The organism is Halobaculum sp. MBLA0147, assembly GCF_041361345.1.
GTDB lineage: Archaea > Halobacteriota > Halobacteria > Halobacteriales > Haloferacaceae > JAHENP01.
On record NZ_JBGKAD010000004.1, the window covers coordinates 142,153 to 167,567 of the forward strand.

Consider the following 25,415-nt stretch of genomic DNA (forward strand, 5'->3'; position numbering starts at 1 on the left):
CTCCGAATCGCTCCCCAATCCAAGCGAGTCAGATAGATGTTTAACCACCCGTGGACGATGAATATCTGACGGCCTCCCGATCAACTCATGACTGGCACCCGAGGAGCAGACGGCAAGCTCATCTCACACGGAACCGTTGTTGTCGACACTGAATCGTCCCTATCGAAGCGCTGGATCTGCATTTCGACGCCGCCACAATTCTCGATCGCCGAGTGGACACTTGCTCAAGACGATCACTCAGTCGCGTCCAGACATCCATCGTACGACCCGGACGAGGACATCGCACTCGTCGTCGACGAGACCACGTTCATAGAGACGATTCCATACTACACTGGCAGCACCTACATCACACCGACTGACGCGAGCAGTCTCCTGCCGCGCTTCTCCGCTGTTCCAGTCTCTCGGCTCAAACGGGTCGGTGTGTTGCGGCCGGTACCGATCCCGACGTCCACAATCCTGCCGAACCGCTATCACAGGCAGCAATACTCCGTTTCCGATCAAAAGGACCTGATCGACAGCATCGAGCCTGGTGGAGATCCCAACAAGCCACCGCTTCTCTTCCCGCAAAGCACTGATCCCCCACGGTTCGAGCTCCTCGACGGCCACAAGCGCGTGTGGGCAGCTGCTGTCGTCGAGAATGAGACTATCACCTGCAACGTGATGTACGGCAGTGAACGACGAGCTATCCGCGAGTGGGCCTACGAACACTGCACGAAATACCCACAGCCTACGCGGGAGGCCGTCATCCAGCAAATGGCCGAGGACTTCGAGCGCGTCAATGAGTTGGTCCCGAACTGGGTAGATGTCTCGACGGCAGTTGACCGCTCACACCCGTGAGAACACTTGCAGGCCGGTGTGGCCAGGTCAGATCACCGATGGGCTAGGACGTTTGATCAGAGACATCTGCCATGTCTTCTTCGAGCGCCCTGACAGTCTCGCTGATCTCATCTGCCATCTCCCGCTGTTTGTCAGTCGCCGTAGCCGTCTGCTCAACGGCTGCCACGAGGTCATCACTTTGTTCAGCAACAGTATCAACCATGCTGGCGACCTCTTCGGCGCTGGCAGCTTGGTCGCCAGTCGCGTTCGCGATCTCTGAAAGCCCGTCGCTCACCTCAGTGATGGCGGCTTCGATTTCTGCTTGGTTACTCTCCACATCCTCAATCTCACTCGCAATCTCACTCACTGCTTCGTTCGAGGCCTCGACGCGATCCACAGTTGTCACAGCCGTTTCGCGAACCTCCTCGACGATGTCTTCGATCTCTTCGGCCCGCTCCTTGCTCTCTTCAGCGAGGTTCTTCACCTCGTCTGCGACAACAGCGAACCCGTCACCACCCCGATCCACACGTGCCGCTTCGATGTTCGCGTTCAACGCCAGCATGTTCGTCTGATCTGCGATGTCGTCGATCACTGTCACCACCTCGCTGATCTCGTCGACGCGTTCACCAAGCCGGCGAGTATCGGCAGCCACATCCTCAGCCTGTACCGCGACATCTTCAACCGACTCTGCCGTCTCACGTGCTGACTGCGCGCTCTCCGCGGTCAATTGTTCGGCCGTCTCAGCCTGACTCGAGACAGCATCAGCCGTTGAGGCGATCTCTTCGACAGTCGCTGAGAATGTCGCGACTTCCTGTTGGACATCCTGGATGCTCTCGGACTGAACAGCGGCCGTCTCAGCGGCTGTCTCTGATTGTTCAGCTGCCGTCGACGCGGCAGTCCGGAAAGCTTCAACGGACCCTTCCACGTCCTCAGCCATCCGCTCTTGGAGCGTCTCGATTTCCTGACGTTGCTCAACGAACGATGTCACCTGGTTAAGCACCTCCACTCCCCCGACAACCGTTCCATCCGGAGCCGTGATCGGAACCGCCAATGCACGAGCGTGCTCAGTCGTCCCCTTAGGCGTCTCTGCCGACCGAACTGTTTCCTCTCGGATCGGCTCCCCAGTCCGTAGCACGGTCTCAACGAGCGTCTCGTCTTCCCCCTCGGTGCCGAACAACTCGTATGCACCCATCCCTTCGGCCTTCTCACCCGGCACTCCCATCAGGTCACTCGCAGCGTCGTTCCAGAGTGTGATGATACCTGAGCCATCAACGACGAACGCAGGCTCAGGAAACTGTGACACAAGCAGCTCGAACGAGCGCCGCCAATCCATTCCATCTGCCTCAGAACCCGACACGAGGTCTGCTGCAGTCGCTTCTGTTGGAGCAGCCATACCCGTCTTCACGTTCCGAAAAGGAAGACTCCTACGTCTGCTACCGCTGCCCACACTCACCCCGCCCCCGGTGACACCACTCACCAACTGGGTGGTCTACCCCGTGCCCGGTGTTCTGAACACACCCCTCGTGGCCAGTGTTCTTGCTCGTAGTGATTTGAGCACCAGTACAATCACCTACCACCCCCGTGGCCAGTGTTTCGCCCACCCACCGCATAGCCAGTGTTCTGACGCGAACTATCTCTCCCATCAGACGACCCCAGTGCGCCCCCCACACACCACTTTGCGAGTGTTAGGCCTCCGCAGTACAGCGATTAATCCGAACTCGGGGACACACAGTCCGATCCACCTGTGAAGGATGAGAGCCAGAAATCCAAACAGGGACAATCGGCTACTCTTCAGCAAGTGATGGCCCAGCAGTGGCATCGCGGAGGCGATCGTCGGCCCGCAACGCATTGACCACCAAATCAATATCGATGTTCAGGCTATATTCATACCGGCGGCCACCTGCCTTCCCCTGATTATCATCGGTTGTTTCGATAAAGCTCTTCATCGCCAGCTTGTTCAGTCGGTTGAGAACAGTCCGCTCTGACTTGACCGTCGCATCCACCTGCCCGCACACTTTTTCATAAATCCCGTAAATCTCCTGCCGGCGTGCTGGTGCTCGGTCAGCCTTTTCCAGAGCAGTAACTGCATATAACACAATGTGGCTCTGTGTCGGGAGATCACGAAGTTCCTGCTCGATCACAGACTCCTCAACCAACCGCTGTGCTTCTCTCACATGGTCGTCAGTCACCTCAGACGCTCCCTGTCGACGGGCTAGCGTCCCTGCCTTATGTAGGATATCGATCGCGTGGCGCGCAGACCCAGTGTCTTGACCCGCAAGCGCGCCTGCCAACTCAATCACTCCATCATCAATCGCTCCCGGGTAGAACGCCTCGTCTGCACGTTGTTCCAAGATTGCTCCTAGCTCGTCCGCATCGTATGGCCCGAACCGAATCTCGAACTCACACAGTGTCGACGTCACACGAGGGGACAGGCCGTCGCGATACCTGAAGTCGTTACAGATCCCGATCAACCCCACGTGTGTTTCCTCCAGATTCCCAATTGACTCCGCCCGCGGGATCTGATACAGCAGCGAATCATCTTCGCCCAACGAGTCGATTTCGTCCAGCACAACCACCACGTGCGTTGCCTCACAACTCTCGATTTCTTCCCATAGGAACTCATATACTCGGCTCGTCGAATGCCCAGTCGACGAGATCTCCTCAGACGATGACCGGAACGTGTTGACAAGCTGTGTGACAACGTCATACGACGACCGGTCACGGCAGTTCACCCAAATGGTCTCGAGATCAACATCATCATACTCCTCGGTAGCGTCTTTTAATTCTCCCAAGACGATCTGGGTCGCGTCAGTTTTGCCAACCCCCGTATCGCCATACACGAAGATATTCTGAGGAACCGACGCATTTGCGATCGGCTGAAGCGCCTGGATGTAATCTTGTCGTTCCTCCTCACGCTCCATGAGCTCGTCTGGGGTATAAGAGTCGCGGAGGACGTGCTCGGACCGAAAGATATCGCTATCCCGGCTGAAGGGCTCCATGCCAGCACCGAATATCTAGAGCGGGTTAACTCTACCGACACGCCTTTCGAAAACCCACCCCATTTCGTGTGTTTCGAGTGTTCCCGTAATCACGGTTTCTTTATAAACACCCCCACACCCCACTTTGCGAGTGTTAGCGGTGAGAACGGTGGGGTGGGGGGAACCCACCGCAACACATAGTAGATAAAGACAGGATGAACCCCAACCGTGAAACATCAGATTACGGATAAGGAGCACTCTACTGTGGATACAGCAGTGCCACTACCGGCAACAACAACAACAATAACAACATTTATAATAACGTGTTGTAGAAGGGCGGTAACTACAGCAGTTCCCTCCCCCTTCGCGATGATACTTCATCCACACCAGCAACTGGTACAGGTCTTCTACACGCCATTATCGTCTTTCACCCCGATATACAGGTGGCAGGGTCAACCCCCCACCCCTCTTCGACGAGACTAACACTCGCAAAGTGGGGTGTGGGGGTGTTTTTAACTAATCCCGGAAACCGGCAACACTCGAAACACTCGAAACACTCGAAACGGTGGTAGGCACGTCCGTCACTAGGAGACGCCCGACTACATTTGACGCTCCCACCACTAAGAGCCCACAGACGATGACGCGGACGACACTCCCCGCTGAACGAGCCTCCTGCCCGCGGTGCGGTGCAGACATCGAGTTCCAATCAGCCACAGCACAGATCACGTGTACAGGGTGTGATCGCTGGGCTATCTTGCATACTCCCGACCCGGCGAACGCCTTAGCGTCGTTCAGCTTTACAGAGATCGTTGAGACAGCGCGTGACCATACTGACGACTGCGTCTGCCTCGCCTGCCGATACGTTGAGAACGAAGCTCCAGGGTACGGGTGACCGGCTTGTGGTCCGTCCCCAAGGCACTCGGCCCCGTCCACCGGGAGAGAAGCCATTTTGAAGACAGGATGACCACTTCTCGAGTGTTTCACACTCGTACTCCACCAATTTCATTTCGAAAAAGGTGTGTGGGTCCCCCGCACCACGTCAGTCTCATTTTCATTTCGAAAAAGGTGTGTGTGCATACGCTCGCAGATTGACACCCCATCGCTAAGACGCCGCAGCAGGGGTGAACATCCTGCTAACCGGGCGTCCCGCCTGCGGTGAAGTGCGAACGTCGAGCCCTCCGGTCCACAAGTTCGTGTGCGGGGCCTCAGTAGCTCGCCAGTTGCACATCATGCCCGTCTGCTAGCCGATCTTCAATGTCCTCTACGGTGATCCCGACCGCTGACAGAACGCTCGCTACAGCACGCACCAGCCGCCGTCGGTACTCGTCGCGATCAATCGGGGCCGATCCACCCAGCTCACCCAGCAGTCTAACCGCGTCGACAGTCTGCCTCTCGTGGTCGCTGATCACGTACGCGATGTCCTGCCCTGGGTGGACATCGCGCCCGCGGTCGTGAGCGCGCTGGAGCGCCAGCACCGTCGGCGTGGCATGTGAGTACGCTTCGAACGGCTTCGATACCCGCTCAGTGATCACCAGCTCCTCGGCCGGCACGTCGCCGGCCTCGAGCCGCTCTAGCGCCGTCGCGACCCGCCGGAGCACCTCGTCGACGGCCGCGTCCGCCTCCATCATCCCGATACACTCACGTTGCACCTCATCAATCCACGCACACGTTGAGCGCTGCCGACACTCTACCCCCCGGATCTTGTACTCGTCTTCCCCAGCTCGCTTCCCGTAGTACCGAGTCAGCGCCCCAGCCTCTCCGTCTCGCGTCGTGCAGAACGCCACCCAGTCGAATCCGCCCTCGTACTCCAGCGGGATCTCAGTCGCGATCGACACCTCCTGGGCGATCTCCGGCAGCGGCCGCTGTTCAGTGTCAGGCCGCGGCGTCACCCAGATCGAGTCGATGATCCCGTGGAGCACGCGCCACCCACCATCCTCAAGCGCCGTCTTCGCCTCCAGAAGTACGTCGCGAGCGTAGGCGTTGATCGCTTCGTGGACCTCAATCCGGCCGAACTTCGCGTGAGAGAACGCCTGGTACCCGTACGCCGTCACCAAGACCCACTTCAGCGCACTCGCGCGTCCCTCAAGCCGCGATCGCTCGCCTGCCGACACCTCCTCACTATCAAGCCGGTCCTTCAGCTGGTCGCGTTCGTCGATCAGCGGTTCGAGCACATCGGGCAGGACGCCATCGTCTGGACACAAAGTGTACCCCAGCTCAGGCACATCACGGCCACCGTGGCACTGACATCGCACCGTTTCTGGCGAGAGGTTCTCCCGGACAATCAGATTCGGGAACATCGACCCGAAGTCGAGCTCGTGGACGTCCTCGTGGACCCCCACAGACGGCGACAATGTGAGCCCGCCGCGGTCGGCCGCCTGGAGCGTCCGCGCCGATTTGAACCCCTCTGGCCGCCACGCACGCCACTGCACAAGGACATCACGCTCCACCGCCTCCCGGATCTGCAAGGCTGTGAACACCGCGCCCGCCGACGCCCACGCGAGTTCCTCCAGCGGTTTCCCCGTTCGCTCAACGAGATCGAGACACCCCGCGAGGTTCGTCTCCTCTAGCAGGAACGAGTTCGACCGATCAATGACGACACGGCCGGGGACTGTGAACCGCGCTGGACTGTACTCGCGCTGCCCGTACGACGAATACGTCGACGCCGCAGCAACCTCTCGTACGCCGTCACCATCCGTCGGCACGCCATCCTGACGCCCCAGAGGGAGCGTCACACCGGCCTCTGCTGCCACCGCCTCAAGCTCCCGCAACACCGCCCCACCGTCCACGACTAGCACGTCCGGGTCGCCGTCGCGAAGGATCGATGCCACGCGGCCAAGCACTTCCTCGACGCTCCCCGAGATAGTCGTCTGTCGAGCACACGCCGTCGCGATTGCATCACTCCCCGTCACGGCAGGCGACATACTGAGCGTGATCCCCGTCTCGCGATCACCAAGTGCTGTCTCGTCGACGCCGAGCGCGACAACGCGAAGCGGTCGCGACGGCGTCACGGATACCTCTGTCTCGAGTGCCACGCGGAACTGCGGGCTCAAGTCGATATTGAACGGCCGGTACGGCCGCTGCCCTGGTGGTCCGTGGGACTCAATCCACTCCCCAACCCCCTCTGTACGATGCTCACAATCTACTGCCAATCGCAGTACTGGCTGGTCAACACAGCGATACCCCGGCTGGCGCCAAACAATAGTTGATTCTCTCACAGCTGGATGGGCTTCTGCTGCCTGTGAAAGGTCGTGAAGATCACCAACGACCGCCGACATGTCTGGATTCCTTTGCTCTACCCCCCTACGGCTCACCGCATACACCACAGGGTCACAGTTCTCTCGAACAGTTGCTGAAGCACCGCCAGTATATTTGTCTCCGTCCACAGCCCATGCTACAGGACCATCTCGACTCCAGTCGGCAGTCAGCATTTCCGTTCGACCTCCGGCTTCCCCTCTGGCATAAGCAGAGGTTCGACCCGACATCAGAAAGTCCTGATCGGGGTCTTTCCGGGTTTCCGGGAATACAGAAACAACCAGTTACTACCCGCAGCAGTCCAGTTCAGGCTGGTTGATGGATTTCCGAATGAACGGTGAGGCCCCCAAGCCTAGAACGGTTGGGCACCAGTCGGAATCCCTGGCGCAGTCGGCGGCCCCATGTCTGACCCATCATCAGACCCTGACGTGGTGTCAGACGCCCCGTCACCGGACCCTGTTCCGTCTGACCCATCCGACAGCGGTGACGTGACCTGGTCGATCACGTCTGCCAGGTCAGCGACATCCTTCCCACCGTCTGGACCACTGTAGTCCGTCGTGTCGTCAACGCCTCCATCCCCACCATCGATCCCGTCAGAGATCCCGTCATACGGATCATCAACCTGCTTCTTCTTCACCTCGTCAGGACACCCGTCCAGATCGTTGAACCCGTTATCTGTCTCTGCCTGTGTCGGACACTTGTCGTCTCTATCGGGGATCCCGTCACTGTCCCAGTCCGTCTCTGGCTTCCCGTCGGGGGAAACGGGGTTGGGCTCGAACGAGTCTTCGTCTTCAGGAGTGACCGGGGCCACGTCTGCCTGATCGTTTACACCGTCATCGTCTGTGTCCGGATCAGTAGCAGACGTCGGCATGAGCTCCACCTCTCGACCGTCCAGTAGCCCGTCTCCGTCAGTGTCTGCGACGTCGACTTCCGTCGGGCCATTATACTCGCGTACGTCTTTGAGTCCGTCATTGTCGATGTCAAGGTCTTTCGAGATGTCCACCTGTCCACGGATGATCATCGCATCACCCGTGTTCTTGACATCAGTAAGTGTCGCGGTCACCGTTCGGGGCCGCGCAGAGACCGAACTCGGATCAGGGTCGATGATCCCCGTGTTTCCTGTCTGCCGGGCCACGTTTTGGAACTCAACGCTACCCCACTCCGAGGAATCGCCGCTGATCCGTACCTGCGTTGTGACGTACGCACTTGCTGGATCATCAGAGAACGATACTGACGCAGAGGGCCGGGCTAGGACTTCTACGTCCTTTTCTAACGTCGTTCGACCATCCGGTCCATCAATAGTGACACTGACAGTCCACGTTCCAGGAGTCGGCATTGGCAGTGTCTGCGTTGGAGCTGTGCTCCCTCCAACAGAGTAGAAGCCACCACCCTCACGTTCGTAGCTCCAGTCGACGATATCGTCTGTATAGTCCAGCGCAAGGTTCGTATTCACCACAGTGAACTGTGGCGGGGTGGTCGCAGACGCCAGTACGGTGCTAGGCCCCCTCAGTTGTGCTGCTATACTGCCACCTCCTGTCCCGCCACCAGGGCCGTCACCGCCACCGTCACCAGGACCATCACCGGGATCAGGAACCGTCCCCGAACCATCGGGTACCGACACGACCGTAGTTGCAGACGCACTCTTCTGCGGGTTCCCACTGTCCTTGACAGTCACTCTGAACTTGTAAGTCCCCGGCGAGGTGAACTCAATACTCGTTTGCGGAGACCCAGGAGACGCAATGCTGACAGCCGACGCGTCGCCGCTAACCACCGACCAGCTGTAATCAACGATTGAACCATCAGGGTCGCTGGCTTGGGCTGTCAGTGTGGTTGACACACTCCCACTGTCCAACTCAGGTGTCCGGGTATCACCCGTAATTGACACTGTCGGAACCTGGTTCGTCGACTCGACAACTTTGATCGTCACTGTCTTCGATGCGGCCTTCCCCTCATTGTCAGTGACTATCAACTTGAAGGTGTACTCACCTGGATCAGAGAAGATCAGGGGAGTAACGCCTTCATTCGGAGTGGCGATCGTCGCTGAACTCGGCCCGCTGATCAGCTGCCACTGATAGGAACTCACGGATCCGTCAGGATCATTCGAACCCGTGGCGACTGCTGTCGTCGACGCGGTTCCATCCGGACCGAGTACCACCGTCTTCCGCACACTCACACGGGGGACGGGAGCTAGATTTTCAACCCCCTCATACTCATCGTCGACGATATCACCGTAACTTGGATTCGCGGTGATGGTTTCCGAGACGGTGGTCCCAGAAGACTGATAGGTAACCTTGAATTTCGCAGATGCAACACCACCGCTGGTGTTGATTGCGTCTGTAGACCTCGCTTCAGCTGAAGCCATATCGGTCCCGTTTGTGACTACAACGAACGACCCGACGACGCCTTCAGTGTTCTCAAGGACAACCTTCCCCTCTCCAGTCCCCAGTCCAACATCAAGTGGACTGTCTTTGCCAACGATTGTTCCTTCAACAAAGTTGAACTTCAGCCCCTGTTCGACAGGCCGGGTGACGCTGTTCCCCTCATCATCTCGAATGACGATCGACCCCTGGGTTTTGTCCTCCTCAAGAGAGATCCACTCAGGCCCGCTGCGAGTGTCAAAGACAATACGCAGAGGTCGGTCGTTCTTTGCCAAGGGGAGCGAGTGAGTCCCCACAGTCAAGACAAACTCTGAGAGCTCCCCTCGCTTCGTCAGAGTGATAGCACTATCACTCCCGCCAGTCGGCATGTCAGCCGCAGTTGTAGTCAGGTTGTTGTTGAACGTCCGTACTCGATCCACCTTCTCGGTGTACGTCTCATTGACCATCCGGGTTTTTTGAACCACCTTCGTCTTAGTGACCTCTCTGTAGCCGGACTTATTGACAGTCTTTGTGACGTACTCCTCCTGATATTTCAGAATTTCAACACTCCGGCTTTGCTCCTCACAGTCATTGTGGAGGATAGTCTGCCACTCATCGCAGTCTCTTCTGTAATAGTTCACCTCAGTTTTTCTATTCGAGTTGCCTTCATCCCACGTTGTAGTGAGGTCGGATATGCTGAACCAACCATATGGGTACCCAACTCGCAAATCCTTTGATAGGCCAGCCCAATCGCGAAGGTTCCTCGCGTCCCGTTCATCGATAGATGGCCCCTTCCAGTTATTCCAGCCAGCGGGATAGTCGTAACTATACTTCCGAGTTTGCCAACCAAGATATTTATCGGTCTTAGTCACCTCCCGAACCTGCTTCTGCTCTTGCCACGTCTGCCACTCTGTTGTAGTGTAGTTGACGGTGGCATCATACGTTTCCTCAACCTTTCTTGTCTTCTCCACGGTTACTTCTACTGTCTTCTTTTGGGTAAGATTGAGTGTGTTATAATCGTCTTTATCGCCGGTGAGACTCACTACGGTTGCAGGTGACGTGTCCTCAGTAACTGGCACGACGCTCGTCGCCTGCCCAGCGCGGTCCTGCTGCTCAGAGATAGATTCGATAACAGCGAGAACCTCACGTCGAGTCTCGTTGTCCAGAGAATTGAATGTCTCACTCTTTCGAAGAGGCGCAGCTGATTCGCCGTCAGCACGTTTTAACAGCTTTCGCACAGCCGAGCGGTTACCGACACCGTTTGGCCCGAACCGACGCCCTTCTCTGTCACCGGTCGCTTCCCCTTCGTTCAAGAACTCACGAAGGCCGGATACCTCATCCGCAAGCCCGCGGCCGGCAAAGAGCCGCGCACCTCGCGCGTTTTGCCTCTCCCTGGCATCCTCCTCGAGTTCACCATCAACGGGCTCGGAAGATCCAGTAGTCTCAGAAAGTGCCTCTGACCCTTCGATCGACTCCTTAAGCGACGACTTGATTTGATCGCTTGAACCACTTGGGCTGACGCGTTGGGTTGGCGAGGATAGCCCCGCATGTGGAATCACAGTTGCGGAGGCAACCACGAGCAACGCAACCAACACCACGCCAGCCGCTGTCGCGTTGCCGCGTCGCTCTGACATCATTAAACCCGCCTATAACGGGGACCAATATCAAAGCTTCCATCTAGACAAACGCACACACACACTCTGACCCCCAGCCTACCAAAGAAGTCTAGCCTCGAAAGCCACATCAGCAATCCCGACGAATAGCAGTACCGTTACTGGACAGTGATAGTCTGTTCCCCGATGACCTCACCTGACTCGATGTGCTTAATCGTCACACGGAATTGTGACCCACTAGCCATTGTCGAGCTGGCGTCGGAACTGCCCTCCTGGATCATCATTCGATCACCAGACGTGAACTGCGCCTGGGTGTCGTAAGACTGTCCATTCAGGACGATGGATAAACCGCCTGAACTGAAGGCACTGCCTTCTCCGGTGTTCGTGTCGATGTCACCGCTCTGTCCGGAGAACTGTGCCACAAGTGCGTTGGACTCGGGTCGGCGGATCTCGATGATGACCTCGTCCATTGCGAGATCGGCACCGCCGGTGTGGTCGATCTGGATCAGGCTCTGACCGCTGTCACCTGTCTGACCATCGGGCCCATCCGCGACAGCCAACGATGCTTGTGGAGCACTCGACGTGATGCCACCGCCAAGGCCGAACACGAAGGCACCGATCGTGCCGCCGGCAGCAACAACGATGATGATGAACACGATCACACCGACAACGTTCGAGACAGCCCTGTCGGTATCGATACAACTTGTAAGCTCGGTCCACCGGTCGTGGAGGTGTGTGCGAACGCTCATAGCTCTCTGTGAATCCCGGAGACATCGAAGGATTGATTGGACAATCCTTCGGTTCCACACATGGGGATAACGGTGCCAGCCGTGGCACCGAGGCGCTCCCCTGTGAGGGATTCTCCGGGTTACATACGTGTGCTATCCGATTCCTCAAAAGCCTAGCGACTTACCGTCGCAACTGCAGTGTTCTCTCACATGATGGTGGTGTGTGGGTCAGCCACGCGGAAGTTTAAGTGCGGAGCGCAAGTACGAGGGGTGCAAAATGACAGGCCTCCCCGATAGAGAGTATATGCAGCGGACCGACGACGAGTTTGAGTATGATACGCGCACGCTCGTCGACACCGCCCCAGAGACGCTCGACCGAGTTGCTGATCAGAAGAACTCACAGCAGAGCCGGAGGGGGCGGGAGTCGTATGAGGGTGCTCTCTCGGCTGGCACCGCCTCGTCAACGGCCTCAACCAGCACGGACCCGGCTTCGAACTCGTCACCAGAGTCTCCTGTGGCTGTCCCAGGATGGGCAGCTGGGTTATCGGTGGCTGATCTGGTCAGTGTCGTTGCCAGCCGCGCGCGAATCCTCAAAATACTCGTCATCCTTGCGGCGTCACTTGCGACGTCGTTTCTCATGCTTCCACGCGTCCTGTACTGGGGCTTCCTCGCACTCAGCATCAAGGGTGCTGCTGTCCGCCGCCGACCAGCGAGTCCCCTCGATAGCCCTTTCGTGATGCTCAAAGCCGGCGCTTCATTCCTCATGAAGACTGCTGGCTGGCTCATCGTCGCCGGGTTCATCGGCTTCGTCGCCGCCGGACTGGTTGGTACCGTGTCCACGCTCGGGGGCTTCGTTGTATTCGGCGGGGCCGTGCTCGTCACTGCCTACGTCACACCAGCGATCCTCGTTCGCCAAATCAGAACCGGGTCGATGGCAGAGGCAGTTGGACGCGACACGCTCACAGCGATCCGGAGCCGATCGTACTTCCTGACGTGGGTCGCCGCTGCACCGCTCCAGCTGGCGGTGTTCGGCCTGAACGCAGTTGGCTACATTCCAGTGATCGGATTCATTGGGACGCTGATCTTCCCAATCACAGCGCTCTGTCAGGCAGTGATCGCAACCGCGTTCGCGCTCAAGACACCGGGACTGGCATCAGAGTTCGCCAGTCTGTGATTCCCATACCTAGTTCGTCACCACCACTTCCCATCCTTCACGACCGATGACCGACTCACCACGTACACAACTCCGACTCGACGAATCATTCACCTCACACAGTGACGCACCCGAACGAGTTCATGATGATCGCATCCAGCCGTCGGACTCTGTACCGACCACGTCAACCGACACGCAGCCCCACGAGACACCGTGCACCGGATGTGCACGCACCATCACGAGCATCAGTACACGCTCCGTGTGTCTCGTCTGCACGCTGTTGATCGCGAGACTCGACCTCGCACGGGGCGAGTTTCAGCAGGGCCAGCTTGTCGAGCACTGCCTCACAACGTACGGCCGTGAACACGTCGAAACCGTCCTCGAAGATGCTACCGCACTGACCAAGCAGGAAAGCTAAATCCCCACCAGAAATACACTGACACACGCTCTCACCCAGACATATGAGTGCAAACCTCCCCCCGACCGTCAGCTGGCTCCCATCGTGGAAGAACACGACTGACCAGATCGTTCATCACGAAGTCTTCCCGGAGACATCCGCCACCCTCACATCCATCAGACTCCACCCCCTCATCGCACAGCGACTCGACGAACGTGGGTTCTCCGGCCTGTATCAGCACCAGGCAGATGCCATCCGAGCCATCAGGGACGGGACGAGCACTGTCGTCGCGACGCCGACAGCCTCTGGGAAGAGCCTCACGTATGTGATCCCAGCGCTCGAAGCGGCGCTTGAACACGACAGTTCAACGCTGTACATCGCGCCCACGCGCGCCCTCATCAACGACCAGGCAGCTACCTTCCGCAACTACGCCGAGGATCTCGATCCCAATCGAACAATCACTGTGGGTGAGTACACTGGATCGACACCGACGGACCGGCGTCGAGAGATCCGACAGTCGCCGCCGGATATCCTCCTCACGACGCCGGATATGCTACACAACTCACTTCTACCGTACTCGATTGACGGCCCGTGGAGTGACCTGCTAGCAGACCTCGCCTATGTTGTCGTCGACGAAGTCCACCAATTCCGTGGCGTGTTCGGATCACACGTTTCCAACATCTTCCGCCGGCTACAGCGCCTGTGTGACACAGGCACTCTGGACACCGATCCACAGTTCATCTGTGCCTCAGCGACGATCGGGAATCCAGTCGAACATGCGAGCGCCGTCACGGGGTGCTGTCCGGACGAGTTTACGCTCATCAACACCGATACGAGTGAATCAGGTCGCCAAGACTGGGTGTTGTGGCAGCCACCGTTGAAAGACCGCGGTGATGACGCTACCGACACGAACACCCGCGTCTCAAATCATCAAGCATCACTCGACCTCTTCCTAGAGTTTCTCGGCCGAGGTTATCAGACACTCGTGTTCACGAATGCCCGGCAGACAGCAGAGCAGTACGTCGATCAAGCCCGTCAACGCGCTGCCAATGCACCGGGACTCCCGGCAGAGGACGCAATCGCCAGTTATCACTCCCACCTCCCAGACGAGACTCGGACAACAATCGAACACCAACTTCGAAACGGGGAAGTCGTCGGCGCGTGGACAACCAGCGCCCTCGAAGTCGGTGTTGACATTGGATCGCTCGACATCGTCATCCTCGACGGGTATCCAGGAACCAAGATGGAGACATTTCAGCGTGGGGGGCGGGCAGGCCGCGGGACAGATGACAGCGCTGTGGTCCTAGTCGGCTCTGACGACCCGCTCGACGAGTACATCATGGAGAACCCGACGAGCCTCTTCCAAGGGGATGCCGAAAAGGCGGCCGTCAACAACGAGAACAGTGCCATCCAGCCCGATCACCTCCAGTCTGCTGCTGCCGAGGTCCCCCTGACAGAGAGTGACGCTACGTGGTTCGGTGACTCCCTTGCTGGCCAGCTTGATGAACTCACAGATACCTCGCCACTCACTCGTGTTGATACCAAAACACGAACTGACTACCGGTGGCCAGATGAAGTAGATACGACACCACACTACGACTTCTCTATCAGGTCAATCGCAGATGACAACATTATCGTCGCGGACAGGACACAGATTGACGACCCCGACACCGAACTTGACGCTGATAGCGACGGAGTCATCACCACAATAAGTCGGAACGAGGCAATCCGCGACACCCACCCCGGTGCGATTTACTACTCAAACGGCCAGAAGTACCGCATCACCGACGCCGACTATGATAATGAACAGGTACTCGCCGTCCCACTCGACGACACAGAGTCCTACACAGCCAGCTTGACAGAACACTCCATCTCCATCCAGGCAACTCGCGAGACCATCCACATCGGCGGGGTGTTCGACACAGAGATCACACTCGCCGATGTCTCCGTCGCCCGTGAGTTCAACGGGTATCTCGAGTACGCGTACCAAAACGACCCTGACCCTGACCGTATAGGTATTGACGATCTAGAAACACACATCCCCTCATACACGTATAATACGACGGCTCTCTCACTGTCTCTCTCCGAGAAAGCGACTGCATCCATCGAAGAGAAGCTGGGCGATCCGGACCTCCTCGGTGCCGGGCTCCACGCAGCCCAACATACACTGACCAGCCAGTTCCCGGTCAACTACCTGTGTGACCGACGTGACATCAGTGGGATCACGAGTCATCACCATCCGGACACAGGAACTGCAACACTGTTCATCCACGACACGCATCCGGGTGGAGCCGGCCTCTGTGACCAGGCGTTTGAGGATATCAAAGCAATTCTTGATCAGAGTCTCACACGCATCGAGACCTGTTCGTGTACGACTGGGTGTCCGACCTGTATCCATCATCCTCATTGTCGCACTGGAAACGACAATCTCCACAAAGACGGCGGCTACGTAGTGCTTCAGGCACTCAAAAAGTAGCTTTGGTCACTGATCTAGAACCACACTCGTATTCACTTGATCCCGGAACCAGAGTGCCCCTCGAGCTGTTCCAACAACTCGGATCTCCCCTGCAGGAACTCGGGCCTCAGTTGACAGCGGTGAACTGCTGATCCGCACCTCTCCATCTACGATTCCTACAAAAACAGTTTCGTTAGAGAACTCTCCACGTACAGACGTGAATTGAGTCTGATTGATGATCGCAAGCTGGCTCCCCTGGGGAGCCCTCCCTGAAATGGAAACAGCCATTCCCCCGCCTCTGTCGGCAACTCGATAGGATACAGTGACAGGATCGCCAGTAAGGGGACCAGTACGAACAGCTCCCTCAACAGCCTGTCGTACACCAGATGAGACAGCGAATGTTGACCCGTCAACAGTCCCTGTGAGTGATACCTGCCGAATCACTCCTTCTTGGTTGATTACAAGTGTTCCATTCACATCGGTGCTACTCTGGAGTCCCACACGGAGATCGCCCGGTGCTACTTGAAAGTCCTGTAGACGATACACTGCAACGCGTTCCCCATCACGAAGGCCGACCCTACTAAACTCCCATCCACCCAGTCGGCTAGCGTCAACAAACACCTCAGACCGAAGGACCAATCGAACAAACTCACGCTGATCAGCTGAGTGACGCCAAAGCCGGTCACTCGACTGCGAAGACGGAGCGAACTGAGCAATACCCTGCCCGTTTGAAAGTCGGTACTGAAGAAGACCGGCAGGAGATTGGGATCGAGCAGAAAGGCCACCCTCTCCGACTGATGCAGTAATACTGCGCGACGTCACTGGCTTCCCGTCAGAAATGAACCGGTACGTGTAATTACCAGACATCAGGTGGTTGATCGTCGACGCGCCTACACGGCTATCGACACCATCAGCGGAAGCGCCAACCGGGAATACAAACGAAAGGTCAGCAGTAGCCGTAGCTTCAGTTGAACTTGACACCGGTGTTTGCGTCTCGGGCTGCTTAGCAGATCTTTCCGCTTCAGTCTCCCCCGGAGTTTCCGATGTTCCCGATTCAGTTGTGACAGTCCCTGGCGTAGAACTGTCGTCGCCGACTAGACCCCCACACCCGGCACTCAAAACAATAAGTGATGCGACTAGTACGGCTTGCAGCCGACTCATAGGTAGCCGTTCCGCCTACAGCAATAAAAAGGAAACTGTATATGTAGGAGGAGTTTGTACCTGCAGATACAACTGGCAGTAACATGGTTCGACTCACAAACGTAGCCATAGGAATTGGACTGTGCATCTTCCTGATCGCTTCACTTGGCCAGGTTGCACAGGCAGCCCCTCCCGGAACATCCAGCGAAGTGAATGTCACTGTCTCCGGAACAGGATCGACTACAGGAAGTGAGAATGAGATAGTGTATAGGTTAACAATAACCGTGCCCAAGGGCCAGGGAGAAATTAATCTGCGAGTCGCTAATTGGGAAGACCCAATAAAGACGCCCGGAGAGAACATCAAGACCGTCACACGGGGACCACTAAGTACGGTTATATCCATAGATGGAAAGAAGGGTAAAACAACTAACCATACAGCGGTAGTCCCGGTGAAGGTTTTCTCGAGTGGAAACAATATAGACTCTGAACCAAAGGTAGTGCCAACCCCGGTCGTTGAACCTCTCAAGGACCGAAGCAACCTAACTGTAACAGAAGAGTATAGCCTCTCTGGAGTGGACAACTACTACATGAGCTCTGGCTCAGCGTTTATCGGAAATTATGAAACTAAGTCATTCAACGAAGGGGGTGTTAATATCACGGTAGTAAAAAGTTCAAAGGCAGAAAATGAATCTCTCAACTATGGAACTAAACGGATGAGAGGACTCGGCGCTGCATTTGCATGGTACATGTCGAATGTCACCGAAATAGATATATTCGTAGTTCCAAACAGAGGATTTAAAACCTCGGTGGTCAACCGAAGACTGGATAGAAAAAAGTCATCATTCATTTTCACTGGAGAGAATGGTCAGTTTAATTCAATCATAGCAGAGAACACACACATAGCTACAGACCACTACTATACCCCGAAGGTCAGATGGCTCACTGAAGCTTGGGACGGGTATTACAGAAACATAATCGACGGCTACTACGCTTCCGATAATGGCAGTTACCACTATAACCCCGATTCTTTGGATGATAATACACACTACTACGAGTCAGCCGATCTCACTAGTCAATCTCGGTCGAGGTTTGCTGACTATACCAAAGGACGGGTGCTTCTGGGACACATCCACTACCGAATTCACAAAAAGACAAACGGCAAAAAAGGCATCACTGACGTATTCAGACGACTGAACACGAAGCGGAGAGTGAACTACCAGTCATTAAAGAAGGCGATAAAGGCTGAGACAGGTGTTGTACTCGGGGCTCAGTTCAGACGGTGGATGAACGGTCAAGGAATGCCGGACCCGAAAGGGAATACTACTACGTACGCTCTCCCCAAGGCATTCTATACAAACAAATTCGACATTGACGGCGACGGGGTCCCGTTCCGAACTGAGCACGAACTCGGCTCGGACTGGACAAGAGAGGACACCGACAATGACGGTCTCGACGACGACGACGAACTCCGAAAGTACAACACCTCGCTTACCCAGGCCGACACTGATGGCGACGGTCTTGACGATCGATTCGAAGCCATCGGGATGGAGCAAAAGCACGGATTCACACTTGATCCGGCCTCAAACGACACCGATAATGACGGGTTGAGCGACGGCAAAGAGCTGCGGCTCAACGAATCAGGCGGAGTTTCACCCATCATCCCTGACAGTGACAGTGATGGACTCACAGACGGGGAAGAAGTAAAACAGTACAACACGTCGCCAACCAACCCCGACTCGGACAGTGACTCTCTTGAAGACGGGAAGGAAATCACCCTCAGTACGGACCCGAAAGATCCTGATTCCGACGGTGACGGTATCAAGGATGGACGCGAGACCGAGGGTGATGGTCTCACACCAATCACTGGCGTCCGGACGGACCCAACAGCGGTTGATACGGACAATGACGGAATGAACGATCTGGCGGAGATCAAAGCCGGACGTGACCCAGCTGGCTACGATCTAGACAACGATGGGATCAACGACACCCGCGAGATCGAGCTCGGCCTCCTCCCTAACAAAACCGACACCGATGGCGATGGGCTTAGTGACCCCCGAGAATTGAATCTCTCAACAAACGCCACACTTCCGGATACAGATGATGATGGTCTTGAAGACGGACGCGAGGTGAAACTGGGAACAAACCCAACTGCTGTTGACACCGACAATGATGGTCTTACCGACGGTGAAGAGGTAGATAAGTATGGAACCGACCCAACGCTAAAAGATACAGACGGAGATGGGATTCCAGACGGGAAGGAAGTGACCAGCAACACAGACCCACTAGAGAAGGACTCAGATGATGATGGGACCCCAGACGGCCTCGGAGAAGGGTACGAAAAACAACCGACAGTGACAGACACAGAACAAACAGCAACACGAGGGCCCGGCTTCACAATGGTCACAGGAGCTGCAGCAGTTGTCGTTATGATACTAATCCATAGACGACACTAGCGAGCCCATCTTGGCGGAGTGACAGTCACTGTCCCCAATTCAGAGATCATCTGCGTTATCCTGACTTCTGCGACTTGGTCACCCCGAACAGCGGTGATCGATATCTCTAATTTACGGATGACACCTCTGGAGTCGACAGAGACCGTAGCTTCTGCCGCAGCAAGGTCAGTAGTCGCGTTTCTAGTGAACCCGATGTCCTGATCAAGAAGCGAAGCCAATGGGTGGCTAGGCCGATATGCGCTCTTTAATGATGGCTCCTGAAGACCATACACTGTCACACTGACCCCACCAACGGAAGACGTTCCCTGCTGAGCAAAGGTTGCCCCCCGTAGATATTTCATCGGTCCCTCAACCACAGATTGCGGAGTAGTGTAGCCAGGCATCGCGACTGGGGACACTTCGCCAACCTGTCGAGACCCATCTGATTGGTACACAGCAGAAACACCACGATTTCCAACAACCCACGAGTGGATCGACTCTACACCACCTTCATCGCGAAGCGATGAAGACCGGTAGACTCCACGAATAGTATTGTTAGAAAGGTTGACGTTAGATATGTATGACCGAGAGTACGGGTCATCACCAACAGCAGCCTGAAGACCCACCTGCATTTTGAACGTTTTGCGGGAATGTAGTGCACGCTTATTTTGACGGACCAGAGTAGACTGAGCTACACCAACATCAGGAAGCGCCGTCATCGTCGGTGTTTGTCGATTACCCGGCTCAGGGATATCAGTGGATTCTCGTGTCTCAGTCGATGATGAAAGAGCAGTCTCACTTGCTAGTGAAGATGTCTGTGAAGGTGAATCTGTTGTAGGTGTTGAAGATGGCGACGACGGTCCCGGTGCAGGTCCGCCAGCTCCGCACCCGGCGAGGAGGACGATAGCTGCGACTGTGATGATGCTCCAGCGCATATTAGTCCCACACACTACACCGCTGTTAAACCCTTCACATTTACTATCGAAGGCACGCAGGCAGAAACACACACGTTGAGCCGACCACAGTATAGACACTGTTTTGAGACTGGACTCTGATGGACATGTACGAGTATGGCAGAGCATCAGCAACTGGTTGATGGCGATACTCTTACTGACCGAGGCCGAGATATCGTGTATTCGTCTCTCCCGGACGTGATCGATAACCCCCGTGATATCACGGAGTACGGCTTTCGCGACTACTATGACCTCCTCGGGGTTGCCCCGTCAGCCACTGCTGACGAGATCAATACAGCGTTTCGGGAAGCGGTTTTAATCTTCCACCCACGGAGATCGGACTTCGAGTACGCTCGGGACATCTTCGATCAGTTACAGACAGGGCGCGACATTCTGACAGACGAAGTAGATCCCCCGCAAGGGACCTCGTCACGTGAGGCATACGACACACTCGGACACTATCGGTATTTGCTTGAATCGTCGATCAACATCGAGATCGGGTATGATGTCGAGTATACACCAGTTGATACGTCGCGGACTCTCGCATCACACCCATTGCTAGAAGGAGCTCAGGAGGTGAAGGACGGCACAGAGTCTACTGAATACCCCACAGCAGAGAGTGAACAGCGGGCTGACGACACGCCGCAGCCCAGTGGACAGGCGGACACACAGTCGACCGCAACTCAGTCCTCACCAGCAGACACGACCGCACAGAGACAAGCAGAGCCCGGTGAAACTCAAGAACCTGATTCCGGCGGTTCCACACCCGACGAGGAAACTCCATCTCCGTCTCAGGGTGACGGCAGTGCCAGTCCTTCGGACGACACGGACCCGTCAACTGTCCAGCACGCGGCGATGCGCGAGGCGGAGGGAGACACACAACAGTCTCGGTCTCGGTCGGATACTGGTGGGGAATCGTCCCGAGTATCGGCATCTGATGATACTGGACCGGACACGAGATCGTCGCCAGCCCAGACGCTTGGTGGACGAGAGGCACCACCTGAGTCGCAACAGGACGATACGTCGTCGGTTCAGCGCACACCACACGGGACGGCTGCAACGGGCGCTGGTCGGTCCACAACTACCTCCCAGGGGCAGTCATCAACCACACGACGAGATTCAGTCGGGACACCACAGGGAAGCGCCTCACCAAACCCAGGGAGCGTGACAGCTCAGGCGGCAGCCCGCCAAGCGGCCAGTACAGCCCATCCATTCGGAACGCCAGTGACGACATCACGTAAGCCGTTGCTCTCGCCGAAGGAGGACGAACGAGCGATCGACGATGATCAAGAGCAACTGACAAATGGCGCGATCTACCAAACTCCGTCCGAGATTGATCCGACGGCACAGGGCGTCTCTGGCCTCTCACTTGCGAAACTAATCCGTCGCCGCCTCATCTACTCAGCCGGGGGCGGTGCACTACTCGGTGCAGTCTTGTCGATTCTCGAGGCCATCCGTATCCTCCCGACGACAGCGGTCACTGGGGTTCTCCTCGTTTTTGGCGCGGTGGTATTCGCCCTCCGCTATCGTCGGTTGCAGGATCGATCAGTAATCGAACTCCACTGGACAGCGACGGATAGCGACCGACTTGTCTCGCAGCCACAACTCGGGCTGTTTGCGGTCGGTGGTGTCGGCCTCGCAAATCTCCTACCGCTGGTGACAGTTCGGGCACATCCGTGGACATGGGCAGTGATGGAATTGGTCGCGCCGAGTCAAAACGTCGGTACGCCGTTCCTCACCCAGGGGACACTCGGGATGCCCAGTGTGACAGCGGCGCTCAACTTTGGCGGGGCACTGCTCACGCTCTTGGCAGTGCCGGCTGGAGTCCTGACGATACACTATCCAGCGATGCAGGTGTGGCAACAGTACTCCCCGGTCGATCCAGTCGGGGGCCCAACACCACTCCGAGTGATTCGCTATCCGTGGATCACTGAGGGCTTTCTTGCGTCTGGGGCAGCTGCTGTTGCCGTGGTTGCGAGTTATGTGATTGCGCCGGTCTGGACTGGTATCCAGCCTTCACCGCGGATTGCCCGGTCTCTGGTCGGTATGACTGGCCCGCTCACGACTGGGGCGATCGTGAGTGTTCTCAGCACTCTCCTCGTTGCTGTAGTGCTCACTGCGGCCCGTACCGTCGAGTCCTAGCCCACTCAATCGCGTCGTGAGAGATCACATCGGATGCTCAAAACCTCGTTGACAACTGAAACTGTGAGGGTTCACTCACCCTCAGTCACGCAGTCCCGTTCTACTGCCGGCACGAACTGCAAACGATCTGTATGGTTTTGATCGACCCCTCCCAACCACTAGATTCTCCGCCTGGTTATCACACATCTGCCACCCACCCACAAGAACTATCAGACATCACCGTCATTCGTATATACGCACACATCAGACACCATGCAAAGCCCACTGTTCCCCCCAGTGAGGCCTTTCCAAGCCCTAACACATGGCAAAGAGTCCACGCCACTCAGATCCCGAGGACAACTGCGATAGCGATAGCGATCAGCCTCAGTCCGTGACTTCTCAAGATTCATCGGCCACTCCAGCATCGGCAGTGGATAAACTCGCTGCCGTCGTCGCCGCGCTCACCGATAGCGAATACCCTCTCGGCGAGAGCGTCCAGGCGGCGTTGACGTACAGCACTCCGACAGACCAAGCGGAGGCACTCGGCATCAACGTGTGGTCATGTCCGGCGTGTGGAGAGACGGCATCCTCAGTCGACGATATTCTCGGCCATTTCGCCGCTAACGACGACGATCACCCCCATGAGTCTGAAGCGATGTTCAACGCTCCACTGAGGGGGCTCAAGGATGACGTCGTCGTGGCCGTCCTCGTCCCACCTGACCGTCTGCCGACGCCGGTCCTCCTCCCAGCAGTCAATCATAAGGACCGAGACGACCCGGTCGTTCTGTATGGGGAGTTCCTCCACCGGACGCTATCCCCGTTCCCGCCGACTGAGACGAACCCGTTCTCTGCAGCGGTCCCAGCGCAGGCTGACTACATCGAGACACATGTCGCAGCAAAGTTGGATGACGCACTTGAGGGGATGAGTGCGCTCCTGACAGCGACACAACTCTCACCGAGTACAGACACAGCTCGCACACTTGCTGACCTCCTTGACGCCGGTCGGAATCGCCTTGAGAATGATCAGCCACTTCGCGAGTACGCCGACATAGACAAGGACGCGATTCCTGCGATTGAATCCGAGAAAGGAACAGAGACCGAGGCGACCGCAGGGACGCTCACTGATACTACGGACACAGGACCCGGTCCAGACACTAGTGCGGACAACACAGACGCCGCTCCCGAGGCAGGCGCAGGTGACGCAGCAGCATCTCAACACATGGCAACCGAATCCACTTCATCCTCACAAGAGGCAGAGGACCCAGACATGTCCGATTCATCGACCGACAACACCACCGGCGAGACACCCGCAGATGAGACTAATACCAGCGCCGACACAGACGAGTTGAACCACTGGGGGTACGAGTGTGAGACCCTGTTGTGCCCGTTCTGCGAGCAGTCCGTGACGGCAGATCCAGTCTCACTTGGCCGCCATCTCAAGAAGGCGCTCCGACGTGACCACACTGATGTCACAGCCACCTCTGGAGAGCTTGAGTTCTCCGAAGAAGTGTTCGGCGGAGTCCACCGAGTAACACTCCCGAATACCCCCGAAGCGGCGTTTACAGGCTACGACGCAGACGGTAGTCTCCAGGTCCTCGTCACGCTAGCAAACCCACTCCAAGAGCCAGCCGATATGGCCGATCTCGGCCGCGGCGACTTCAATTGGGAGGCTCACCCACCGGAAGCTCACCCAGAAGGGAGCGCTCTCACGGCGCCACCGCAGTACAAGGCATATGAGAACGGTGAGTTCACAACCACACAGGATTCGGAACAGACGTTTGAGTGTCCGACCTGTGGTGACCGACGAGAGTACCATCCGCTGATCACGCACATCATGCGATCCGGCGATCACGATGTCAACCCCCACGTTCGCACACTGCAAGGGTATAGTGATGAGGACGGACTTGGGGGTGCGGCGCTGCCAAACCCGTTCCGAGCAGAGGCAGGGGCGCGGCCAGTACTCAGGTGGGACGCCGACACCATCACGGCAGAGATCAATACAGATGCCGAAATCGCGCCGTCTGCGACCCCCTATCCAGGCCGCGACACCGTCGACAGGCATCCCCGCACCGAGTTCATCACACTCTCACGTCGAGATGACACCACTCCCGACCCAGACAGCGAAGAAACCACTCCCGACGAAGACCCCACAGATGAGGGCGGGCAAGAGACACTCGACGACGTCGCGGAGTCAACTGACGGGACAGAGGGCGCACATGCTACGGATGCGCCCGGCAGCACCACGGGAGAGCCTGACCGAACAGATGAACACGTCGCGGCAAACGCGCTACTCGCTCGCGACAGCCTGATGGTACACGACGGGTTCACCGGTCCGAACGCACCCACACTGGCGACTGCCGCTGAGGCCGCCGATCTCCCAGAGGTGTTCGTCGAGACGAAACATCAAGAGCTCACGGGTGATGCACTCGACGATCACTTCGATCCAGAGTTGGTGGCGGACCTGCGGGAAGAGATCGCAGATGTGACCGCCAACAGCTCACCGATCGAATCAACTGCGCCCCCGATGGAGTCACTCCCGGATGGGATTGACTCGTTCGACTCCCTCAAACACAAACTTGGAGAGATCCGCGATGTCAACCGAAAGGAGTCAGAGACAACGGAGGCGGCAGGCGGTGCGGCAGCCCAGACCGTGGTTGACACGGACTCTGATACGCAACCCACTGCAACCGCTGCGGGACACGCCCAGTCGACCGAATCAACCACCAACACAGAGACATCGGCGACAGGCCAGCAAGACAGTGCCGCCCAGACGAAGGAAGACCCCGTCAGATCGGGCGACGACCGGCTTCAGGATGCAATCGAGACAGCTGAGCGCCTCCTGACGATGGCGGAGGACAAGCAAGGGATGAGTGATGAGCGCCTGCAGGATGTTGGAAAGGCAGAAGCGAGTGTTCTCAACGCAGTCCTCGATCAACTCAAAGAAGAGCCCTGATCCAAGGGGACACATTTGGGCGGCCTCTCGTCTCGCTAGTATCGATTCCGGACTTTTTATGTGGCAC

At 57.0% G+C, this 25,415-nt stretch carries 11 protein-coding genes and 1 pseudogene; 7 read left to right on the plus strand and 5 right to left on the minus strand.

Going from position 1 to position 25,415, the window contains the following annotated elements; all coding sequences use genetic code 11:
- Positions 1 to 87 precede the first annotated feature (87 nt).
- Positions 88 to 837, plus strand: coding sequence for a ParB N-terminal domain-containing protein (locus RYH80_RS18605; protein ID WP_370905595.1), 750 nt, complete (start codon positions 88 to 90; stop codon positions 835 to 837).
- Between the two features lie 43 nt (positions 838 to 880).
- Here RYH80_RS18605 and RYH80_RS18610 read toward each other — a convergent pair whose 3' ends face one another.
- The 5 genes from RYH80_RS18610 to RYH80_RS18630 form a co-directional block, all read right to left on the minus strand.
- A complete protein-coding gene (locus tag RYH80_RS18610) occupies positions 881 to 2,209 on the minus strand; it encodes a methyl-accepting chemotaxis protein (RefSeq protein WP_370905596.1) in 1,329 nt (442 codons plus the stop codon).
- Positions 2,210 to 2,600: 391 nt separating this feature from the next.
- Entirely contained in the window at positions 2,601 to 3,815 is a 1,215-nt protein-coding gene (locus RYH80_RS18615; protein ID WP_370905597.1) for a Cdc6/Cdc18 family protein, read from the minus strand.
- A gap of 1,184 nt (positions 3,816 to 4,999) precedes the next feature.
- Positions 5,000 to 7,276 carry a type B DNA-directed DNA polymerase gene (locus RYH80_RS18620; protein WP_370905598.1) on the minus strand — a complete coding sequence of 759 codons (2,277 nt, stop codon included), beginning with the start codon at positions 7,274 to 7,276 and terminating at the stop codon, positions 5,000 to 5,002.
- A gap of 122 nt (positions 7,277 to 7,398) precedes the next feature.
- Positions 7,399 to 11,037: a PKD domain-containing protein gene (locus RYH80_RS18625; protein WP_370905599.1), complete on the minus strand. Its 3,639-nt coding sequence runs from the start codon at positions 11,035 to 11,037 to the stop codon at positions 7,399 to 7,401.
- A gap of 137 nt (positions 11,038 to 11,174) precedes the next feature.
- Positions 11,175 to 11,765: an archaellin/type IV pilin N-terminal domain-containing protein gene (locus tag RYH80_RS18630; RefSeq protein WP_370905600.1), complete on the minus strand. Its 591-nt coding sequence runs from the start codon at positions 11,763 to 11,765 to the stop codon at positions 11,175 to 11,177.
- Positions 11,766 to 12,021: 256 nt separating this feature from the next.
- Between RYH80_RS18630 and RYH80_RS18635 the strand changes: the two genes are divergently transcribed.
- The 6 genes and pseudogenes from RYH80_RS18635 (at position 12,022) to RYH80_RS18660 (ending at position 25,348) form a co-directional block, all read left to right on the plus strand.
- Entirely contained in the window at positions 12,022 to 12,918 is an 897-nt protein-coding gene (locus RYH80_RS18635; RefSeq protein WP_370905601.1) for a hypothetical protein, read from the plus strand.
- Positions 12,919 to 13,358: 440 nt separating this feature from the next.
- Positions 13,359 to 15,770, plus strand: coding sequence for a DEAD/DEAH box helicase (locus RYH80_RS18640; RefSeq protein WP_370905602.1), 2,412 nt, complete (start codon positions 13,359 to 13,361; stop codon positions 15,768 to 15,770).
- A 1,223-nt stretch (positions 15,771 to 16,993) separates the two neighbouring features.
- Entirely contained in the window at positions 16,994 to 19,342 is a 2,349-nt protein-coding gene (locus tag RYH80_RS18645) for a hypothetical protein (RefSeq protein WP_370905603.1), read from the plus strand.
- A 1,049-nt stretch (positions 19,343 to 20,391) separates the two neighbouring features.
- A pseudogene (locus RYH80_RS18650) lies at positions 20,392 to 20,670 on the plus strand (J domain-containing protein); the annotation flags it as partial.
- A gap of 828 nt (positions 20,671 to 21,498) precedes the next feature.
- Positions 21,499 to 22,416, plus strand: coding sequence for a hypothetical protein (locus tag RYH80_RS18655; protein ID WP_370905646.1), 918 nt, complete (start codon positions 21,499 to 21,501; stop codon positions 22,414 to 22,416).
- Positions 22,417 to 22,825: 409 nt separating this feature from the next.
- Positions 22,826 to 25,348 carry a hypothetical protein gene (locus RYH80_RS18660; protein ID WP_370905604.1) on the plus strand — a complete coding sequence of 841 codons (2,523 nt, stop codon included), beginning with the start codon at positions 22,826 to 22,828 and terminating at the stop codon, positions 25,346 to 25,348.
- Positions 25,349 to 25,415 lie beyond the last annotated feature (67 nt).